We start from the raw sequence: 20,526 nt of genomic DNA on the forward strand, positions 1-20,526 counted from the left end.
ACATATCTGAAATATTCTAAACAGCGAGAAAGCACCGCCAGTTATGCGATGCTTTAAAGTTCAATTCTAGATAAAGCGTTTATTCAGTTTCTATGCTGCCATTCGTGTCATTTGCTGAGAATAAACAGGACGTAATGATTGCGAATCCCGCAGCATTCTGTTTTGAATGTTCGAAATCGCAAGAACCGGCTCCATTTCCCCTAGTCTTAGCATTTCAACAAGCAACGAGATATTTCCCTTTTGGTAGGCAAATGCAAGTGTTCTTAAGTAAGCTCGCAAGTGTTCTTCCTCAGGCAACGATAATTCACTTTTTTCGAGCTCTTCCCTTACTATGCTAAGCGACTGACGTGACCGATAAAGTGCTGCTTTTACCGCTCCCTCGGTCATATCAAGCATGTGTGCGACCTCCGCATTGGCGTATTCAAATACATCTCGCAGTAAAAATACAACTCTTTGCACAGGAGACAAATGCTTGATGATGGCTTGAAACACAAGCTCAATCTCAAACAGTCCATGATCCGGCATGGTGAATTTCAGATGTTCTTCACTATGGATCCTTGCGAAGACAGCTCTTCTCCTCATCTGATCAATCCAGTTGTTCTTCGCAATTCGCATGAGTAACGCTTGAGGATTCGTATGTTCTAGTCCATGAAAAGATCCGAATGCTTTTACCCAAGTGTCCTGTGCTAAGTCCTCGGCATCTACATTCGACTTTGTGAGAAACAGACAATATCGATATAGCACTGATTGCAGCTCATCTAAGTGACGAACTGCTGTCTTTGCTTCACTATTTTCTATGATCATTAGGTATACCCCTTCCATGAACATTTTTAACTTTGTGATGAGAAATTTTTTCCATCTCCCATATAAACGAATGAGTTCATATAAAAGATACGCTGTTTAATGAATTTATTTATCTGTTCTTCTCCCGTATCCTTTAGCGTATGTTCTTCGTTTACGAATTGAAAGTCAATTGATGGAAAGTAAATTGGAGGTATGAAAATGAGTGTCTATGTTCCTTATGTGGTCGAGCAAACTGCGCAAGGCGAAAGATCGTACGACATTTACTCAAGATTGTTAAAGGATCGTATCATATTCTTGGGATCAGAGATCAATGATACTTTGGCTAACAGCATCATTGCTCAATTATTGTTCCTTGCCGCGGAAGATCCAAATAAAGAAATTTTTATGTATATTAACAGTCCAGGCGGCGCGACTTCTGCAGGCTTTGCAATTTATGATACGATGCAGTTCATTAAACCGGATGTGCATACCATTTGTACTGGATTTGCTGCATCATTTGCGTCTATCTTACTGCTTGCAGGTGCGAAAGGCAAACGTTTTGCGCTGCCAAACAGTGAAATTATGATTCATCAGCCGCATGGCGGTGCTCAAGGGCAAGCCAGCGATATTGCCATCAGTGCTAAACGTATTTTGCAAATTCGTGATAAAGCGACCCGCATTACAGCCGAGCGAACCGGGCAGCCGTATGAAAAAGTAGAAAAAGATATGGACCGCGATTACTTTATGTCAGCTCAAGAAGCACTGGAATATGGGATTATCGACAAGGTCATTACATCTTTATAAGAAAGAGGCGACGGTATGTTAACAAACTTATTAGACCAGAAAGTGACTGTCCATTTTACAAATGGCGCAAACGTAAGCGGTGGAGTATTGGAACAAGCCGACGACAAGTTCGTTGCCTATCGAACTGATTATGAGTTGTTTTATATCCCCATTACGTCGATCCAATCTGTGTCAATAGATAACGTCAAACGGCAGCGTTCAACCATCGGATTCTCTAGGTAAAGTCAGAAAAAAACCGCAGGACCTTATCCTGCGGTTTTATTACGTTGAACAAAATATGAAATGACAATGAGAAGCAACACTCCAGCTGTAATCAGTGTTCCAACAAGAGGAGTTGTCAGAATAACCCCTATAAGAACACCTGTAAGCGTCAGCAGTGTGAGTCCCGTCGAAATTTTCATGCCGTATTGCTTGATATGGGAGAGTACAAGGAATATCCACATGATCATTACGGTATACCCAGGGAACACCATTAAATAATCGAACGTATGCCCTTTGGCAAAGAAAGCAACGATGACACCGATATATAGAAATATTGTACTGAATAGTATCGCTCGAACAGGCACATCATTTTTCGATAATTTCGCAAAAAATTTCGGTGCATTTCCTTTTATCGCTTGTTCATAAAAAGAACGGCTTGATGAATACATCCCTGTATTTGTAGCGGATAATACGGCAGTTAGCAGCACAAAATTCATGATTGCATCCACATATGGAATACCTGCTTGGGCGAACACTTCAACAAACGGACTTTGCGTCACTTTGGAGAGTCCATCCCAAGGAACGAGGCTAAGGATAATAAATATCGGTAAAATATAAAAAATTAGAATACGTACTATAATGCTCCGCGATGCTTTTGGAATCGTTTCTTCTGGATTTTCTGTCTCCCCAAGAGTCATTCCTATCATTTCGATTCCGCCAAAACTAAACATGACAACAAGCATTGCAGATACCATCCCTTTAAAACCGTGCGGGAAAAATCCGCCACGACCTGTTAGATTATGCGCTACTTCATTTACCGAAGAATGTGTACCTAATACAACAAATCCTAACAGTACAAATAGAACCAATGTCGCAATTTTAATCCCAGCAAGCCAATATTCAGTCTCGCCGTAAATTCTCACTTGGAACAAGTTAATTGCAGTCATCACTAATGATCCGATGAGTGCTAACACCCATAACGGTACATTCGGAAACCAAAAGGATAAAAAGGACGCAGCGGCAGCCATCTCGGCAGCCATCACAAGCACCCAATCTAACCAATAGATCCACCCAACGGTATAGCCAACACCGTTCCCTAAAATTGGTTCGATTAAATCCCTTAAACTCGTTGCCGTTTTGTTCTTGAGAACAAGCCCTGCCAAACTTCTCATAACAACAAGTAATATTAGCCCACCGATTACGTACGTAAGCAGCACGGAAGGTCCTGCCATATCGATGGAAGAGCTGGATCCTTTAAAAATACCTGCCCCAATCGTTCCGCCCAGTGTCATCATTAAGATGTGACGCGGCTTAAGATTTCGCTTCAATTCGTTCATTTTCCTAATAACTCCTCATCTGCTCTATTCTAAGCTAGTCTGTATATTTCCCAAAAATTTATCGTACGAGGAATATGAAAGAAATGCAAGAGCGATATGGCGACAGGAAGAAATTTCAAATCCGCAGAATATTTTATCATCAAATCATAAGGATTTCTCTGATCTCATTCTCAGTGAGTGAAGAAATAGCTTCCTGTCCTGATTCGATCACTTCTTCGATCAAGTTCTTCTTTTTCTGCTGGAGCTCGTACATTTTCTCTTCCACGGTACCGTGAGCAACTAGGCGTATCACTTGAACGACGTTTTTCTGTCCAATACGATGTGCTCGGTCCGCTGCCTGCTGCTCAACAGCAGGATTCCACCATAGGTCATAAAGGATGACGGTGTCCGCTCCAGTCAGGTTTAGGCCCGTGCCGCCAGCCTTTAATGAAATGAGGAACACGTCTTTCTCCCCTGCGTTAAATCTGTTGCCCAGTTCTACACGCTCGGAGGAAGGGGTACTGCCGTCTAAATAAAAATAAGGAACACCTTGGCGGCCCAGCTCTCGTCCGATCAACCCCAGCATCTTGGTGAATTGTGAAAACACCAGTATTCGCTTCCCAGTATTCAGGCACTCCTCCACGATTTCCAGCAACTGCGCGAATTTCGCTGAACTTCCAGTATAGCCTTCAACGAATAGCGCAGGGTGGCAGCAGAGCTGGCGAAGACGAGTCAGACCAGCTAGAATTTTAATTCGATTCTTCTCGAAGGTGTCATCGTTCAGAAGCTTTAGAGTTTCCTGCTTCAGCTTAGCCAAATAAGCTGCATAGAGCTTCTTCTGATCAGGCAGCAATTCAGAAGATTGTATGGATTCAATCTTGCCTGGCAACTCCTTAAGTACATCCATCTTCAAACGACGCAGCAGAAATGGACGAGACCTCTTCGCGACTAGTTCCCTCGGCAATTCGTTAAATTCCTTCCTTTCAGGAAACAACTCAGGGAACACAGTATTATAAATAGACCATAATTCCTCAAGCCTATTCTCCACGGGTGTACCCGTCAGAGCAAAGCGATACCGAGCCTGAATCATTTTCACTACCTGTGCCGTCTGAGTATAGTGGTTCTTAAAGGTTTGAGCCTCATCCAAGATAAGAATGTAGAAGGATTGATCAGCATACAGCTCGATATCAATTCGGAGCAGTGGATATGAAGTGATTAGAACGTCCGCCTGGGATAGATCCCTTAGAAGTTTACTACGCTCTACTTTGTTGCCATCAGCGATGACAGTCCGAATCTCTGGTGCAAATTTGCTTAGTTCATTCCGCCAGTTATACAAGAGTGAAGCGGGGCAAACGATCATCGCTGGCTTCTTCAAATTTCTGATCTCTGGAAGCTCTGAAACAATAAACGCGATACTTTGCAGTGTCTTTCCAAGGCCCATATCATCAGCTAAAATACCGCCAAAGCGATAATGAGCTAATGTCTTCATCCACTGGTAGCCGTACATCTGATAGTCTCGAAGCACATTCTCCAGACTGTTCGGAATAGGGAAATCCAGATTGTCCGGATTCCTCATATTTTCCAGAAAGCGGCGTAATGATTTACCTAGAGTAATAGTATTTCCTTGCTTGTCATAATCGATCAAACGGAGACCATTCAGTGCGGGAAGATGAATTTCCGAACCTTTCACATCCTTGCCCCGTATGCCCATCTCGTTCATAAAGCTTACGATTTCTCTAAACTTCTCGCTTTCGAGAGGTAATAACGCTCCATTAGGAAGTCGATAAAATTTACGATTCTCATCTAAGGACTTTAACAGCTTGCTGATATCCGACTCAGGAATCCCCTGCATATCAAAAGTAAACTTTAGCCAATCGGTTCGATCGTCCACATCAACCATAATCTTTGGAAAGATATGACCTGTATAAATTCTTTCTTTTACAGCTGTGGTAGCATAGACACTCACAAGCTTCTCAAGATTCGGCAATATATGGTACAAAAAATAATATTCAGAGTCTTCGTCCTCCAAGAAATACCCGCTTTCTGTCTTGGTGAAATCACCCTGATCCATAAGCTCAAGGATCCTGCGCTCGAGTTCCCCGTCCCGCATAAGGATTTGGCCTTCAGTACGACTATGTTCGGCTCCTTCTAACGGATTCATTACAATTTCACCATATTGAAACTCAAGGCTCGCGAGCAATCTATCTTTCACACGGTCCAAATAAAGTCTTGCCTTTAGCGGAGTATGCACTATCCGATCTGAAACGGCCTTCGAGATAGTCACTCTGCCCAGCTTTATTAGAACAGGTATTCCCTTTTCCATAAATAGCTCCATTTGATCTGCCGGTATTAGAATATGATGCTTGCGTGACCTTTCAAGCATACTCTGCAAATTCGATAATTGCTTACATTCCTCCGATTTAAGCTTGAACAACTTCCCCTCGAAGAGGACAAGTCCATATGCTTCCATGACAATCATCTTGTCCAAGCCTTGAACGTTCAACCGATAACCATGTCCTTCTGGGTGTTCAAACGTTAAGTGAAGTGGGCTTGATTCATCAGAAAATCGGATACCTTCATATATTAAACCATTCTGCTCAATTTTTACGGATGGAACATCGGTGAGCAGTGGAAATAGAGCCTCCCAACTTGCAGGAGGAATCAATAATATCCGTTCTCCGCTTGTGCTGTTGATCCGAAAGGAATAATGGCCCATCGTTTCACGATACATCTGTTCATTGTGATAAATTTGAATTAATTGCTGAATGATCGAATAATCTTCTTTTCCTAATCTATGAAGCTTCGGATCATAAGTAAAATGTCTAGAGAACATATAGTCCTCTCTCCGGTCCATTTGATTTAGAAACTCTCTTATTCGCTGTACAATATACAACCGCTTGACTCCGGTCTTCATCTCGATTCCGAACATATACTTCCGGTCGCCGTATGGGAGGGGTCTCATCGTGAACTCTATATTCAGAAGCTCCCTTGTATCGTAGATAGATTGTAAGCTGCTCGTACTTACTCGCCTGTTGTCGTCGAACATTTGAAGCATTCTGCTTACTAGCCTTTTGTCTCCTGACGATGCATCTGTAGAAGCCATATTTCGATGCTCTATAACCGGAATATCAAGGATTTTTAGAAGTACGGCAGCGACATGTTTGCAAAATAGGTCCACTGGATCGAACTCAAGACAGGTGCAGTTTGCATCAACATTTTCATTTTGATTCATTTGTACAGTAACGCTGTAATCGGTATCGTCATCTGCAACAGTGGCTTCGTAGATAGAAGTTTCCGGATCTGCACTACCCAAAGCGACTTTACCAGATTGATATAAGTCTTCCCCATCTTCATAAGAGAACCTGCCGCTTAACAACCTAATGGCCTCTTTAGTCAACTGAAAACGCATTCCTTTGTTTCCTTCCTTCTAAATATAAAAATGACATCCCAGAATTGTTATAAGTCCTATAATAACAGAACATAAAGAAAATAAAAAAATCCCATCTCCAAGTCTGGTGATGAGATTTTCACCGAAAATAGTTGGCTCCCCTTATTAGGACTGGATATGCTCGCCCCGTTTCTCAAGATTTCTGGCTGTAGGACTCTTTTCAACCTTCTCTCGGTCTTTAAACGTCCCCATTAAATAATCAAAGCTAGGATTTGTCACGCCAAACCAATAGTTTTCATTATTAAAATGATGCCATAAGTGTACTTTCTTCATCCATTTCCCCCATTTTGTGACGGGCTGGATAGGTCGATGTGCGATATAATGCTTCCATTCATAAAAGAGAAAGAACAGCATCATTCCCGTTAAAAAAGCATTCGTTATGATCCATTTTGTTGTGATGACATAGACGATCGCCCCTACAATCGCAAAATTAGGAACACTGTACCAAAGCGGCAGAAAAAGCAAGTGCAGCTCATTTGGATTTGAATGATGGTCATAGTGTAAGCGCTTTAAAAGTTTTAGAAAAAATGGATTTTTAGGTGTTTTTAAATGGAATAAAAATCGATGTGTAAAATACTCGCCTGTGATATAAGTGACCATCCCTGCAGCAATTGCGATCCAAATCGCAGCACTTGACATGTTATATACGGTAAAGCACGTACTTAAAAGAAACAAAGTACTCATGACCATGACATCAGGAAATGTGATAAACTCCTTCAGATATTTAGCCTTCATCTCTATTCCCTCCTACTTTTTTGATTCCAAAGAATAATACTTTGCTCCATCGTATCTCTCACGATTCGTTCTGTTTGAGTAGAATCTCCTTGAAGCACAGCTTTTAGCAAATTTTCATAGTACTCCGCTGTGAATTTTCGATTGGACTCGGAATCAAAATACTTCGTTGCCATGTTGATGTAGAATGAATCAAAACTATTCATGATGAGCAGATAGACCGGATTTGAAGTGAGGCGTACAAGACCCTTTTGAATGTCCCAATCAAACCGGGCATAGGATTCAGGATCATCTTCTACTTCATCAAGATGAGCGAGCATTGCGATAACCTTCGCCTGATTTATAGTTACTGCTTCACGAGTATACGAAGGCGCTAGCAACAATCTTAGCTCCAATAAATAAACGACAAACTCATCAGGCACAGCATCGTGATGTTGAATGATATTTTCGAGAGTTGTTAAATTCCCCTTCCGCCAATAGTCATTCACGATCGCAGATTGCCCTCTCTTCATTTCGATCCAGCCATCACGGCATAATCTTTGCAACGCTTCTCTTACTGTCGGTCTGCCTACACCAAAATCATTCGCTAAATCCCGCTCAGATGGCAAGGAACTGTCAACTGGGAATTTATTTTCGATAATTGCTTTCACCACCTTTTTCTCAATCATATCCGAGGAGCGTTCTCTTACTGATTTCTGCTTCATCATATTCACCTTTAATACACTTTGGTATGACCAGTCATTTATACTGGTATTACCACTCATATTAGAATATTTTTCCATCTTATTCAATGGGAAATATTCAAATCCTTGAACTTAATTCATTTAATACATCTTATTACACAAATGTTTATTGTTTTAAACACTTATCTTACTATTAACAATAGGAACAGCAATTTTCTTAAATAAGGAGCAGGTATCGCTGTGGACGTTTTATTTCTCATTGTAGTAGATATCATATTGCCCGTATTTTGGCTTGTAGGTGTTGGCGCGTTTCTCCATAGAAAATTCAAATTTGATATTAATACTTTATCTAAACTGACTACTTATTGTTTAATGCCGGCAGTCACCTTTTTGAACATTTATGAGAGTAAGCTGCAATGGGATTTGCTTTTGATCATCGTTGGGTATTTAATGTTATTAAGCTTAACCTTGATTATCATATCTACAGGAATTTCTAAACTCGTTAAATTTGATAGAAAACTTTCCTCCATTTTTAAAAATAGCGTAGTACTCAGTAACTCAGGTAATTTTGGACTTCCTGTCAGCCAGCTCATATTCCACAATAACCCGCTTGGTATATCCGTGCAGATTGTTGTAACGATATTTCAAAATCTGTTAACTTACACCTATGGTTTGCTTAATTCAGTCTCCGTTCACCATAATAAAGGTTGGAAGATCGTTTTGGAGTTTTTAAAAATCCCCACTCTATACGCTGTTCTATTAGGCTTCATATTTAATTCTCTTACTATTAAAATCCCTTTATTTATAAAGAATCCATTAGACAATGTATCTAACGCTTTTCTGGCAATTGCACTGCTTACACTAGGTGCGCAAAGTGCCTATTTGAAAATAAATCGAATACCCTTGATCCTTTCTCTCAGTGTTATTGGTCGATTAATCATCTCTCCGTTAATTTCTCTAATTATCATTACATGCTTAGGAATTGAAGGTACGGTTGCACAAGCTTTGTTGATCGCCAGCTCATTTCCGACATCAAGAAATACTGCACTATTTGCTTTGGAATATAATAATCACCCTGAATATGCTGCACAAACTGTTCTAGTATCGACTATTCTAAGTAGTATTACGGTTACTATAGTTGTTTATATGGCGAAGATTTTGTTTGGGTAATGTTGAATACAAAAAGAAACAATCCCGCTTCTAAAAGAAACGGGATTGTCTTGTTATAAAGTAATTTCGCAGTGAACTAAGCGTAGCGACGATCGGCCCCATAAGCGACGCCATTGCTCCAGTCGCAGCCGAAATCATCCCCATTCGGCCGCCTACAATGGAAATTGTCACTGCAATACAAAAGGAAGCGTACAATCCAACCATTGGGTCTACTCCAGCTAAAATGGAGAAGGCAATGGCTTCCGGAACAAGAAAACTCCACTCCTTATCTATTGTTTTATAGTGAAATAGACCATATACCTCTACCCCCTATGACATAAAAACCGCATGTCAATGACATGCGGTCAACAATCGAATTGTTTTACTCTTGAGTCTCAGAGTCTTCCTTACTTAACGATAAGAACACGATAATAAGAATAAAAGCAACGAGTGCTAGAAATGGAATCGTAATAAAGCCGAACCAGTTAATATAATCCTTATTGCAAGGTATACCCATCGTACAAGGCAATACCTTAGCAAGTAGAGGAATTTTTTGCTCCGAATAATGATAAAGCGAGATTAAGCCCCCAATTACACTTAGAGGAAGTATATATGGAATGATTCTCCGATCATTTTTGTAGCAGGCAATTCCGAGCAAGATGACTTGCGGGTACATAAAGATTCTTTGAAACCAGCATAGTTTGCATGGCATGAATCGCAACACTTCACTTAGATAAAGGCTGCCGCTGACCGCTAAGATCGAAACGAGCCAGGCCATATATATTCCATATTGTTTCATGAAAGATCGAATTGTCATTCTACTCACCTTTTTGCGCAGATTCGATTGCAGCTTTCAATTTCTCGTAATCATTCGCTTGTTCAAATTTAACACCGTTAATAAAAAGTGTCGGTGTGCTGTTCACAACATTTTTATTAGCGAAAGCCGTTTGTTCGTCGATATCTTTCTGATATGTCTTCGATTTAATATCCTGTTCAAGCTTAGTAAAGTCGATTGATAGTGCTTCCTTGCGTGCCAAATCTACTAGATATTCAGGAGTCGCCCATATCAAGTTCTCGTCTGGCTGGTTTTTATAAATGGCATCGTAATACTTCCAGAAAGCGTCATTGTTCTGATGAAAAATGGATTGAGCTGCTAAGGCCGCTGTATTTGAATCGGGTCCAATAAACGGCAAGTTCATGAAATAAAGAGATACGATGCCTTTATCAATGTAATCCGCCTTTAACTTTGGCTCAATCTCTTGGCTGAAGGTTCTACAGGATGGACATTTAAAATCTCCCAACTCGACAATTTTAACGGGAGCATTCTTGTCACCTATTGTCGGCAAATTCGTATAGTCAATAGCAGTGATATTCTCAGTAGCCTTCGGCTTAAATATAATCATCGCCGCGATGATAACAACTATAATTGAACCAGTAATCCAAAGAAGTCTTCTCATTCTCGCCTGATCTTTTTGTTTTTGCTGCATGCGCTGTTCCTTGTAGTTCTGTTTCTGTTTTTTACGATGATTAGATGACATTAGATCTCATCCTTTTCTAAAATTAATTATAATACTGCTTGTACCGTATATCTCTGTCATATGATAATATTCAATTTCGCACCTAAGAAAAATAATACCTGAAGATCATAGCTGCCGTAAAAGGACATTTTGGTGAAATATTAGATACATAGACGATATTCCCTATAAATCCCTTCTCTAAAATTACTTACGCTACTTACGAATAGTAGTGTTAAGCGAATTCAATGTCAAGACAAAGTCCCACCCTTCATGAATGAGAAGATATCTTTCCTTCGCAAAATAGATAAAAAGACTTCCATGCTTTTCGTATAGAACGGTGTAGATTGTGTGATTAATGAAAATTTACGGGTTACAGGAGTTTCGTCTAGCTCAAGTATTTTTAAGGTGCCAAGAGAGATTTCTTTTCGGACAGCCCAGTGGGAAAGCATTGTAATTCCGAGCCCGGCTTCTACAGACTCTTTAATAATTTGTGTGCTCCCAAATTCCATGATGTTATGAGGATATAACTTGAACCTGTCGAACATTTTTTCCGTCGCCTCTCGAGTTCCCGAGCCCAATTCCCTTACGATCCATGTCTCTTTATTTAATTCTGATAACCGAATTTTCTTTCGAGCAGCGAGTGGATGTTTCAAAGAGACAATGATATACATGAAATCCTCCGCAAAAGGCTCCATATATAACCTGTCATCTTTAAACTCCCCTTCTACAATGCCGACATCAAGACCATGACTGACTACCAAATCTTCAATTTCCTTTGTATTTCCTATCGTGATCGTTGGCTTGATCAGCGGATAATGTTCGTGCATATAAGCCAGAATGTGCGGCAGAACGTATTCCCCATATGTATAGCTTGCCCCTATAGATAAATTTCCACTTGCTGTATGCATTAACTCATCTATCAAATACTGCATGCGAGCATACTGTCCTAATATTACCTTTGCATGATGGTATACAATTTCGCCCGCTTTATTTAATCGCACAAATTTATTGCTTCGTTCGAGTAATTTCGTTCCAACTGTTCGTTCAAGCGTCTGTATATACTGACTTACTGCAGGCTGGGTCATATGCAATTCCTCAGCAGCACGTGTAAAGTTCTGCTTCTCTGCAACGGTAACAAAAACAAGCAGCTGTTGATCCAATTTTAATCACCTCAATCTATTTCAATAAAGCTTCCATCTTATTATACATATTTACTTATGATAATCATCATAATGATTTATTTTTCTTATTTGATTGTTTGCTTTATGCTAAAGATACCGATAACGGAGGTGACATTATGAAGAAAGAATCAAATGAAAACTTTCCACAAACAGATGATTCATTGTCTCTAACTCATTCAAATAACAAGCCAAACAAATTCTCATCTATCGGTTTGTGGGCTGGAGGAATTGGGTTTACGTTTATCATTGCACTGCTTGGTTATGGTTTAGGAAAAGTACCAGGGTTTAGTCACGTGGGTCAACTTGCGTGCGCCATTATTATAGCTGTAATCTATCGCCAATTTTTTGGATACCCTGAACAAATACGAGCAGGAATTCAGTTTTCAGCTAAAAACATTTTACGTCTAGCCATTATCTTGTTCGGTCTTAAACTAAATATCGATATTGTGCTTCATCAGGGATTAGGCTTACTCGTACGTGATGCTGGCACCATCGTGTTCTCCATCGCTTTAACGGTTTTGATCGCCAAATGGCTAAAAGCAGACGCTGCTCTATCATTACTTCTATCCATTGGTACTGGGGTTTGCGGCGCAGCTGCTATCGCAGCAGTATCTCCAATTTTGAAAGCAAAGGATGAAGATACAGCGATTGGGGCAGGGATTATCGCTTTGATTGGTACCATATTTTCAATTGCTTATACGATAATTAGACCCTTTATTCATCTGAAAGATGTACAGTACGGTATTTGGTCTGGTGTAAGCCTACATGAGCTTGCCCACGTTGCTTTAGCAGCAGCACCTGCTGGACCTGACGCGCTCGCCATTGGTTTATTGGCCAAATTAGGGCGCGTGTTCTTACTTGTTCCACTAAGCTTTATTTTAATGTATTGGATGAAACGAACTGATAAAGTTCAAAAAGGTACGAGAATAGAGTTCCCATGGTTTTTAATTGGATTTATTGTTATGAGTATCATTGGAAGCTATGTGCTCGGAAAACAAGTATTCGTACCACAACATGTCATGAACCATATTTCAAATATCACTACGTTTGTTTTAACCATGGCAATGGTTGGCCTTGGACTGAATGTAAGTCTAAGTGATTTGCGCACAAAAGCTATGCGTCCCCTCGCTGCCATGTTAATTACATCAACCCTGTTATCAATATTCACCTTTGTTTCTATCTGATCTCAAAGGGATAGAGAGACGAAACACGGCACCGCTCGGGGTTCCTCTGCGAGCCTCGATCGTACCGCCGTGAGCCTCTATGATAGCTTTAGCAATGGCAAGCCCAATCCCAGTTCCACCTTGTTCCCCTTTGTAGAACCGACCAAACACCTTCTGCTCCTCTCCCGGAGCAAAACCGCGACCATCGTCCATACATATAATCTCTACTTGATTCGAACTTGCAGTTACATTTAGGCGGACACTCGACTTGGCATATCGTATCCCATTCCCTACAATATTTAAGAACACCCTTATCAACTTCTCCCGGTCAAACTGCCCTTCTGCTTGCAAGTCCCCATTTAAAATGAGATCAATGCTTCTTTGATCTGCTAATCCTTGAACAAGGTTCAGAGCATCTCCGATTACATCTCCGATCTTCATCACTTCAAAATGCAATTGGTCTGACGAATGTTCAAGGCGAGTCATATAAATCAGTTCGTCCACGACGCCCTTTAGCCGCTGACATTCAGATACAATCAAGTCTAGACTTTGTTCTGCTTCTATGCCTTGCACTAAGCCATCTTTTATTGCTTCTGCATTTCCTTGAATCGTCATTAGTGGGGTTTTCAGTTCATGAGAAGCATTCTGTAAAAATTCCGTTTGCATACGGTCATTCATCTGAAGTTTTGAAGCCATCTCGGTGAAAGATTCAGCAAGATCTCTTATTTCGTCTTGCGTATGAACCGTAATTTGAGGCATCTTCTTTTTGACCGAAAAATTTCGCATTCCTTTGGCCAAATGATGTATCGGCTTTGTAATGGTTCCCCCGAGTACATATCCCATTGCAATCGCAATCAGGCCTCCGATAAGCAAACTGGCTAACTGAGCACCTCGTAAGAGACGGTTCAAACCATTAACATCTTTAATTTGTATGGCCAGCAGCATGTTCCCTAACAGTTGTCCATTTTCGGATTGAATCCTTCTCCTTTCTACAAGGTAAGATTTGTTGTTATTCTCATTTAAACCGAGTAAAGCTCGAATTTCACTCTTGTCAGCATTTGTGTACAAAATTTTGTTGTTCCTATCTGTAATTATAATTTGCGACGTGATCGCTTGACCAACGAGCTTTAGCTTAGCACGTTTAACCATGCGTTCCGCGACAACATGGTTTGAGAGCACATCTGTACCTTTAAATGATAAGGCAATTGCTTCTGCATCCGCCTTCATTTGACGTTTCGCTTCGTTTATAAGATATCGTTCTGAGAAAGCGTGAAACGACAATGAGGTGACGATTAGGATAGTTAAAATTAGTATTACATTATTCAATTGTATTTTAGTCCCAATCTTCATATTAGACATCAAGACGGTAGCCGTACCCCCAAACGGTTGTAATTTGTACACTGGAATCGTGTTCGGACAGTTTTTTTCGAATCCGTTTTACTAAATCATCGACGAGCCGCTCATCCCCATAGTAATCGTAACCCCATACTTTCCGTGTCAACTGCTCTCTAGTAAATGGCAAGCGAGGATGGTCCGCCATAAATTCAATGAGCTCATATTCCTTGATCGTTAGCTTGATTTCCTGACCATCCTTTAGCAGCATTCGTCTCTCTTTATGTAATGTTAAATCGTTCAATTCTATGAATTCGGCATGAGGTGGCTTCCTCTCAAGTCTTCTGAAAATGTTCTTTATGCGAGCGACGAGTTCTCTTGGACTAAATGGTTTAGACAAATAATCATCTGCACCGATCTCTAGCCCGAGCACCCGATCTATCTCCTCGTTTTTAGCGGTTACGAATATGATCGGGATATCGCATGTTTTACGTATCTCTCTGCACAGCTCCATTCCGTCGATACCTGGCATCATAATGTCAAGGACAATTAAATCCGGCTTCAGTCTTCCTATTTCCGTTATCACATTAACTCCGTGGTCAAATAGCGTGACGTTATAGCCTTGACTCTCTATATATTTTTTTAAAATATCTCGTATATTCTTCTCATCGTCAACAACAAATACATGTTTCATAAAATAACCGACCTCCTTCTTCGCTTTATTATAACATCATAAAAACTTATATAATGGAAAAAGGGACAGGTTTCCCTGCCCCTTTTCTATTTGATACTGTTTTCCGCATTTATTTTAGGATATCAATAATTTGGTCGTACAAGCCAGCCTTGTCCGTCAATTTCCCGTTGATTTCACCGAAAATGGATATCACATTGTTAATGCGAGCTTGCGCCTGTCCGGAATCACGGTCTTTTACCGCTTGTTTAAACGCCTTCATTTCATCCTTCATGTTGCTCCAAAGATTGTCAAGATCCGCATTGACGGTATGGATTTGCTTGCGAACAGCAGCAGCTTCTTTTAACGCTTCTTTATTTCCATTTTCTTTCGCTGCTAAGGTAAGATCAATAATTTGATCTTGCTTCTGTACAATTTGTGTTTTCGTCTCAAGTCTAGTGATTCGTAGGCTGTTGATTTGATGAAGCTCATCTTGAAACTCTTTCAGCAGCTCAAATTTCTTGACAGAAGCAACCATTTGGCTCGCAGCTGGATCGGAATTGTCAGTTGGCGATGCAGCCGCAAATGCACTTCCTGCACCCAATAGCATGAGACACATTAAAAGAAATACAACTTTTTTCTTCATTCGTTCATTTCTCCTTCATCGTTTGATTTTGACTTACAACGACAGTATAGAAGGAAATTGTGGAACAATCCGTTTATAATTATGGAAAAAGTGTGTAAAAACGAAGACCGGCTATTCATTAAGTTAATATATCCACCCAAATTTTAATAGCTGTTGCTGCAATTAATACCGCAAGACAAACACGTAAATATTTCACATTCAGTCTTCGGCTCACAAAGGAACCGAGCGGAGCTCCGAGTAAACTGCCTATTACAACAAATAATGTTGGCCAAAATGGAATGCCGCCTGCGGCAATTTTCCCTGTCATCCCTCCAACAGCTGAAATAAATACAATGGCCAGTGAAGAGGCAACAGTTACGCGAGTTGGGATTTTAAGCACCGTTAACATAATGGGAATGAGCATAAAGGCCCCGCCTGCTCCGACAATACCCGAGGCAATACCGACTAAGAAAGCACATGCTGCAGCGATCCAAGGATTAAAGCGAATCTGCGCAATATTAAAGTGTTTCTTTTCACCGTGGTTTGGAAAGAGCATTAAAATAACAGCAATAATAGCTAGTACTCCATACACAATGTTAATCGTTTCGTTCGGCAAATAATTAGAGCTCAAACTGCCAATTAAACTGCCGACCAAAATGCTGATTCCCATATTCATTACAAGTCTCTTATGAACTACAGGCCCTTCATCTTTTGTCTGAAATCGATATGCCAAAACACCAGCAAGCGATGAAAAAAAGACTTGAAAAATACTAATATCTGCAACCTCTTTCGCACTGAATGAATCAACGTTAAACCATACGGGCACATAAAGCAAGAGAGGATAGTTAATAATTGCACCACCGATTCCAAGTAACCCAGAAAAGAACGAACCGATAAGTCCAATGATGAATAAGACAATGTGTTCCATTATTGTAATACCCTTCCTTCGATCGATGTATAAATTCATTGTATAAAAGGACGAATAATTTCTCTCTGTACGCAGCAGATTTTTTTATGTATAATAATACCAAGTAAACTGATGAGAATTGAGGTGCTTGTGCTTGTTTACTCTTCTTAAGAATTTGTTTACAGAGCGATGCCCTGATTGTAAGGATAAATTAATATCTCGTCGTCATAGCCTTTTCATTGAAAAAACCTGTCCAAATCAACATTATACCGAAGAAATTTACACCCATCTAGGTGTAAGAATCATTTATAAATAGTTACACCCCTTACGGGGTGTTATTTTTTTCAGTGAAATCAATAAAAAAACCACCCTTTGCGGATGGTTTAATATGATTATTCCTTTATTACTGAGTGATTCATTTCGCTCCAAGCTGCTTGACCGATTAGGCCTAAACGCCATACAGCGACACCTTTTAGATGATAACGTTTGGCAAGTCCAACTTTACTGTTCACAGACGTTGCGTTCTCGCTGGCAAGAGATATACCTAGAATCAGTTTGTCTTTACTCGTCTCCTTCAGAGCAAGCCTAATCGCCTCATCCACTTTGTTCAGCGGCTCAGGACTCTTCTCATCTTCGTACGCGTAAGCCATAATGATCAGGTCGTCAGCCAACTTGCCAAGTGTTTGATAATCATACCCAGAATACGAGCTGTTCAGAGGATGAAGAACGACACTCAGTTTAAGATTGGCTCCGTGCGCCTCTTCGGACATTCTCTTGATGAACGAATTATAGTCTGATCTAGCCTTGACTTTATCCCCGCTTAAACCGAGTCCCTCGAAGTCCAATACTATTCCCTTAAACCCTTTATCTGTTGCAGTATTTACGATACTTGAAATTGTCTGCTTCTGAAGATTTTCATCTTCTAATATTTTCGTGAGCTCGTGATTAGAATCTACAGAGTAGACCATAAGATAAGGCTCTGCTCCCTGCTGAGATGTATCCTGAATGATCGATTCAGGAGTTACTTCACCTGCAGCTTGCGGCCATTTGTAATCCTTGCCTTCTAATGTGAATTGTCCGTTAGCATCAATGCGGCTCCAGCCGTAAGCGACAGAGTTGAAGTCTGATATTAATGAACGTTCATTAAATGAAGATAACGCATAGAAACCTAGTGTATACATTTTCTCCTTCGGAGATGTGATCGAAACCGTGCGGGTTTGACTATCCCAAGCCACAGTCGCTCCAAACTGCTGGCTGAAAAAACTAAGCGGTATCATCGTATTGCTTTGGATCGTTTGCGGAGCCGCAGCTAATGTTACGGTATTTCTATTTACGATTGCATTCTTACTTCCCAACGTAAGTACTACTTGTTGTGTACCCTCATCATTCTTTTTGAAAGCTGTTATTTTGTGTTCTGCTTGATTCCACGTCACCGTAATACCCAGCGCCTCAGAAATGGCTCGGAAAGGAACCATCGTCGTCCCATGAATAACTGCAGGTTGCACGGGAAAAGGCAGCGGATAACCATCCAGCATAATGGCAACTTGACTGGCTTCAGCTTTCACATGATTACTCTGCATAGCAGAAGTGCCACTTAAGATAAGGATACTGCACAGCAAAAATTTCCCCAACAATTTCATCTTGATGTCTCCCATCATCAAAAATCAATTTTTAAGATTTAATTATCCCTTTCATTTTACCATAAAATTACTATATTTTCTAATTAATGTTCTAAAAAAGAGAGACTCCCTATCGCGTTGTGATAGTCGTCTCTTAGAGTTCAATCGTATAATTTCCTATTTTACTTACGCTTCATTGCTTTCGGTTCGGTGCCCTCTGCCAGCGACTCCCCGAATTGTTCAAGTCTGGTAGGTGCGGCGGCCGGTCCTCTTTTCTTCGGTTTACTGTTTCTTCCTGTCATGACTGTCACCTCCCCTTTCTTAACATGAGCTTAAAGATTCATTTTCATGCGTTAAGATTGACATCTGTCATCGTAAATCCAAGACCGCCTTCTATACGAGTTTGAAAAGGGAAATGTCATATCCCTCATTATTATTTCCAAATGAATAGAACAAAACGAGCCTATAGAATCATTTCTATGGCTCGTTTTTTATTGTAGGATTTATTCTCGTTTTGGAAGCAACTGCACATATTCATCAGAAAGGCCCATCATCTTCAATACGTAGTCATAGTCTTTCCGATATGGAGTAATATCCTGGACAGGCTTCAACGTTTTCAGCGAAGTTGCTGTTCCATCGTCAAATCCTTTGCCAGGAATGAACAGGACATCATCATTGATGAATGAACCCGTCGGCAAATAGTATCGTATACCGAACGCGTTATGATTAATATTAAGAAGATCGTGTCCGAATGCAACAAAGTGCTCTTTCTTAAGTGAGATACCCATTAGATTAGCTACAGTCGGTAAAATATCGAGCTGTCCACCTACTTGGTTAATTACTTTGCCTTTATTCTCACCAGGCAGATGAATGATCAACGGAATATTAAACCGACTCACAACTGGATCATACGTAATACCAAGCTGGGAAGATACCCAATTTGGATCGTTATCCTGCGGCTGCAGACCGAAATGATCACCATATAACACAAGAACGGTATTGTCCCATAGCCCTTCTTGTTTCAAACGTTCTATAAAAGTCCCCAGTGCATAATCCGTATAATTGATCGCTGTCAAATAATCTCCAAGCTGTGTCCCTTTCAGAGAATCAGGCAACGTTATCCGCTTGCGATCGTCTGGCACTTGAAACGGAAAATGACTGGATACGGTAACAAACTGCGTGTAAAATGGTTTGTTCTTTTTCACGATATCCGATATTTTTTGAGCGCCTACCCGGTACAGCTCTTCGTCAGAGGCACCGAAATCGTTAAAATGATCGTTATTGTAATATGGTTTATCAAAGTATTGGTCGAAATGCAGCGCCGGGTACAGCTTAACCCGATCCCAAAAGGTTACACTGTTGACGTGAAAGGTATCCGCCTCATATCCATACTTCTCAAGAAGCCGCGGCAAACTTGGCAAAGCTCTGTCTCCGAAACCGGTCGACATCGGGATCGTTCCTGTTGGATAGATCGATGTGTTCGAAATAAATTCAGCATCGGACGTGTTACCTTGACCAATTTGTTGAAAGATATGCGGGAAATACAAGCTGTTGTCAACTAGATTATTCAATACCGGAGTCAATTCCTGACCAGCGAGCGACAAATGGATTGGGAAGTTCTGGAAAGCCTCCATCTGTACAATGATTAAATTTTTACCTTTAGCTGCCCCGAAGTAAGCTGGCGTCTTGGTCGCTGATGAAGCGTCTTGATAAGCGTACGTTCCCTCAAGCTGATTGATTTTTTGAATCGTATCTTTAAGGTTGCCGTTCTTCAAGGCAGTCGCTTCCTTGGTCGTTTTAATGGCAGCTGCCACTTGATAATTCAGAAAACCAAGGTTTTCCGCTTGCACAATTTCATTAGAAATGGAACTTGCAAGTTGAATATAACGTTCGGATAAAGTAAAACAAAGAATGGCTGCTAAAATGACTCCTGTCTTCCAAACGATATTTCTCTTTGGAACCCGATTTTCCTTGTTCCTTCTCAAGAACAAAATCCAAATAATCGCAGTGATAGCTAGATCGACAAAAAATACGTAGTAGCTTGGTTTAATTGTAGATTGTACGCTCGCTTGGATTTGCATCACCTGATTCAGTTGCAACAGCGCTGTATAGGTTGGAACAGATCCGAAGTGCGCGAAATAGACCGTTGATGAAAACAAAATAAAGGACATGATCAAATTTAAGATCCAATACACGATCCCTTTCCATCTAGCTGACGTGACAAGCTCAAAAATACAAAGAATTGCCAGCAGAGCAAGACCATCAGCAATTGTTCTGCCCCATAATATTTCATTGAATAGAAAATATCTGAGAAGTATTAGTTTTATAAAAATCAATACAAAAGTATAGAATAATGGCTGAGTTTTCAGTAACTTTATTGATAACTGTTTCATGAC

Annotated in this window: 18 protein-coding genes and 1 pseudogene; 4 read left to right on the top strand and 15 right to left on the bottom strand. The window is 40.5% G+C overall.

Annotated elements, in window-relative coordinates; translation table 11 throughout:
* Positions 1-90 precede the first annotated feature (90 nt).
* Entirely contained in the window at positions 91-804 is a 714-nt protein-coding gene (locus tag J2Z20_RS04760; protein WP_209845862.1) for a sigma-70 family RNA polymerase sigma factor, read from the bottom strand.
* Positions 805-1,002: 198 nt separating this feature from the next.
* Here J2Z20_RS04760 and clpP point away from each other — a divergent pair, with 198 nt between their 5' ends.
* Both clpP and J2Z20_RS04770 read left to right on the top strand, forming a co-directional pair.
* Complete coding sequence (clpP, locus tag J2Z20_RS04765) at positions 1,003-1,587, top strand: ATP-dependent Clp endopeptidase proteolytic subunit ClpP (RefSeq protein ID WP_209845864.1); 585 nt, start codon at positions 1,003-1,005, stop codon at positions 1,585-1,587.
* Between the two features lie 15 nt (positions 1,588-1,602).
* Positions 1,603-1,809 carry a hypothetical protein gene (locus tag J2Z20_RS04770; RefSeq protein WP_209845866.1) on the top strand — a complete coding sequence of 69 codons (207 nt, stop codon included), beginning with the start codon at positions 1,603-1,605 and terminating at the stop codon, positions 1,807-1,809.
* 23 nt (positions 1,810-1,832) lie between these two features.
* Here J2Z20_RS04770 and J2Z20_RS04775 read toward each other — a convergent pair whose 3' ends face one another.
* The 4 genes from J2Z20_RS04775 to J2Z20_RS04790 form a co-directional block, all read right to left on the bottom strand.
* Positions 1,833-3,125 carry an amino acid permease gene (locus J2Z20_RS04775; protein WP_209845867.1) on the bottom strand — a complete coding sequence of 431 codons (1,293 nt, stop codon included), beginning with the start codon at positions 3,123-3,125 and terminating at the stop codon, positions 1,833-1,835.
* Between the two features lie 139 nt (positions 3,126-3,264).
* Positions 3,265-6,513 (bottom strand): DEAD/DEAH box helicase, encoded by a 3,249-nt coding sequence (locus tag J2Z20_RS04780; protein WP_209845868.1) that lies wholly within the window; start codon positions 6,511-6,513, stop codon positions 3,265-3,267.
* 144 nt (positions 6,514-6,657) lie between these two features.
* A complete protein-coding gene (locus J2Z20_RS04785; protein WP_209845869.1) occupies positions 6,658-7,287 on the bottom strand; it encodes a sterol desaturase family protein in 630 nt (209 codons plus the stop codon).
* A 2-nt stretch (positions 7,288-7,289) separates the two neighbouring features.
* Positions 7,290-7,988 (bottom strand): GntR family transcriptional regulator, encoded by a 699-nt coding sequence (locus J2Z20_RS04790; RefSeq protein WP_209845870.1) that lies wholly within the window; start codon positions 7,986-7,988, stop codon positions 7,290-7,292.
* Positions 7,989-8,207: 219 nt separating this feature from the next.
* Here J2Z20_RS04790 and J2Z20_RS04795 point away from each other — a divergent pair, with 219 nt between their 5' ends.
* Entirely contained in the window at positions 8,208-9,137 is a 930-nt protein-coding gene (locus J2Z20_RS04795; protein ID WP_209845871.1) for an AEC family transporter, read from the top strand.
* Between the two features lie 84 nt (positions 9,138-9,221).
* Here J2Z20_RS04795 and J2Z20_RS04800 read toward each other — a convergent pair.
* The 4 genes and pseudogenes from J2Z20_RS04800 to J2Z20_RS04815 form a co-directional block, all read right to left on the bottom strand.
* Positions 9,222-9,389 (bottom strand): annotated as a pseudogene (locus J2Z20_RS04800) (SulP family inorganic anion transporter); the annotation flags it as partial.
* Between the two features lie 109 nt (positions 9,390-9,498).
* Positions 9,499-9,933 (bottom strand): disulfide oxidoreductase, encoded by a 435-nt coding sequence (locus J2Z20_RS04805; RefSeq protein ID WP_209845873.1) that lies wholly within the window; start codon positions 9,931-9,933, stop codon positions 9,499-9,501.
* 1 nt (position 9,934) lies between these two features.
* On the bottom strand, positions 9,935-10,654 hold the full coding sequence (locus tag J2Z20_RS04810; protein ID WP_245251861.1) for a DsbA family protein: 720 nt from the start codon (positions 10,652-10,654) through the stop codon (positions 9,935-9,937).
* A gap of 227 nt (positions 10,655-10,881) precedes the next feature.
* Positions 10,882-11,793 (bottom strand): LysR family transcriptional regulator, encoded by a 912-nt coding sequence (locus J2Z20_RS04815; protein ID WP_209845874.1) that lies wholly within the window; start codon positions 11,791-11,793, stop codon positions 10,882-10,884.
* Between the two features lie 137 nt (positions 11,794-11,930).
* On the opposite strand from J2Z20_RS04815, the gene J2Z20_RS04820 reads away from it, so the two are divergent.
* Positions 11,931-12,998: a YeiH family protein gene (locus J2Z20_RS04820; RefSeq protein ID WP_209845876.1), complete on the top strand. Its 1,068-nt coding sequence runs from the start codon at positions 11,931-11,933 to the stop codon at positions 12,996-12,998.
* Here the strand turns inward: J2Z20_RS04820 and J2Z20_RS04825 are convergent.
* The 6 genes from J2Z20_RS04825 to J2Z20_RS04850 form a co-directional block, all read right to left on the bottom strand.
* Positions 12,972-14,303 (bottom strand): sensor histidine kinase, encoded by a 1,332-nt coding sequence (locus J2Z20_RS04825; protein WP_209845878.1) that lies wholly within the window; start codon positions 14,301-14,303, stop codon positions 12,972-12,974. The two genes, J2Z20_RS04820 and J2Z20_RS04825, sit on opposite strands and share 27 nt — an antisense overlap.
* A gap of 25 nt (positions 14,304-14,328) precedes the next feature.
* The gene (locus tag J2Z20_RS04830; RefSeq protein WP_209845880.1) at positions 14,329-15,003 is read right to left on the bottom strand and encodes a response regulator transcription factor; all 675 of its coding nucleotides are present in this window, start codon (positions 15,001-15,003) and stop codon (positions 14,329-14,331) included.
* A gap of 109 nt (positions 15,004-15,112) precedes the next feature.
* The gene (locus tag J2Z20_RS04835; protein ID WP_209845882.1) at positions 15,113-15,625 is read right to left on the bottom strand and encodes a hypothetical protein; all 513 of its coding nucleotides are present in this window, start codon (positions 15,623-15,625) and stop codon (positions 15,113-15,115) included.
* 118 nt (positions 15,626-15,743) lie between these two features.
* Positions 15,744-16,541 carry a sulfite exporter TauE/SafE family protein gene (locus J2Z20_RS04840; RefSeq protein ID WP_209847304.1) on the bottom strand — a complete coding sequence of 266 codons (798 nt, stop codon included), beginning with the start codon at positions 16,539-16,541 and terminating at the stop codon, positions 15,744-15,746.
* 362 nt (positions 16,542-16,903) lie between these two features.
* Positions 16,904-18,151: a stalk domain-containing protein gene (locus tag J2Z20_RS04845; RefSeq protein WP_209845884.1), complete on the bottom strand. Its 1,248-nt coding sequence runs from the start codon at positions 18,149-18,151 to the stop codon at positions 16,904-16,906.
* A 482-nt stretch (positions 18,152-18,633) separates the two neighbouring features.
* Positions 18,634-20,523, bottom strand: a complete 1,890-nt coding sequence (locus tag J2Z20_RS04850; protein WP_209845885.1) for an LTA synthase family protein — start codon at positions 20,521-20,523, stop codon at positions 18,634-18,636.
* Positions 20,524-20,526 lie beyond the last annotated feature (3 nt).

This window comes from Paenibacillus sediminis (assembly GCF_017873765.1).
Taxonomy (GTDB): domain Bacteria; phylum Bacillota; class Bacilli; order Paenibacillales; family Paenibacillaceae; genus Paenibacillus_AG; species Paenibacillus_AG sediminis.

What these genes read in the sequence shown, in the direction of transcription:
- J2Z20_RS04775 (WP_209845867.1), bottom strand. Translation starts at nt 3,125, where the DNA reads ATGAACGAATTGAAGCGAAATCTTAAGCCGCGTCACATCTTAATGATG.
- J2Z20_RS04785 (WP_209845869.1), bottom strand. Translation starts at nt 7,287, where the DNA reads ATGAAGGCTAAATATCTGAAGGAGTTTATCACATTTCCTGATGTCATG.
- J2Z20_RS04805 (WP_209845873.1), bottom strand. Translation starts at nt 9,933, where the DNA reads ATGACAATTCGATCTTTCATGAAACAATATGGAATATATATGGCCTGG.
- J2Z20_RS04830 (WP_209845880.1), bottom strand. Translation starts at nt 15,003, where the DNA reads ATGAAACATGTATTTGTTGTTGACGATGAGAAGAATATACGAGATATT.
- J2Z20_RS04835 (WP_209845882.1), bottom strand. Translation starts at nt 15,625, where the DNA reads ATGAAGAAAAAAGTTGTATTTCTTTTAATGTGTCTCATGCTATTGGGT.
- J2Z20_RS04770 (WP_209845866.1), top strand. Translation starts at nt 1,603, where the DNA reads ATGTTAACAAACTTATTAGACCAGAAAGTGACTGTCCATTTTACAAAT.
- J2Z20_RS04850 (WP_209845885.1), bottom strand. Translation starts at nt 20,523, where the DNA reads ATGAAACAGTTATCAATAAAGTTACTGAAAACTCAGCCATTATTCTAT.
- J2Z20_RS04810 (WP_245251861.1), bottom strand. Translation starts at nt 10,654, where the DNA reads ATGTCATCTAATCATCGTAAAAAACAGAAACAGAACTACAAGGAACAG.
- J2Z20_RS04845 (WP_209845884.1), bottom strand. Translation starts at nt 18,151, where the DNA reads ATGAAATTGTTGGGGAAATTTTTGCTGTGCAGTATCCTTATCTTAAGT.
- J2Z20_RS04780 (WP_209845868.1), bottom strand. Translation starts at nt 6,513, where the DNA reads ATGCGTTTTCAGTTGACTAAAGAGGCCATTAGGTTGTTAAGCGGCAGG.
- J2Z20_RS04760 (WP_209845862.1), bottom strand. Translation starts at nt 804, where the DNA reads ATGATCATAGAAAATAGTGAAGCAAAGACAGCAGTTCGTCACTTAGAT.
- J2Z20_RS04820 (WP_209845876.1), top strand. Translation starts at nt 11,931, where the DNA reads ATGAAGAAAGAATCAAATGAAAACTTTCCACAAACAGATGATTCATTG.
- clpP (WP_209845864.1), top strand. Translation starts at nt 1,003, where the DNA reads ATGAGTGTCTATGTTCCTTATGTGGTCGAGCAAACTGCGCAAGGCGAA.
- J2Z20_RS04790 (WP_209845870.1), bottom strand. Translation starts at nt 7,988, where the DNA reads ATGAAGCAGAAATCAGTAAGAGAACGCTCCTCGGATATGATTGAGAAA.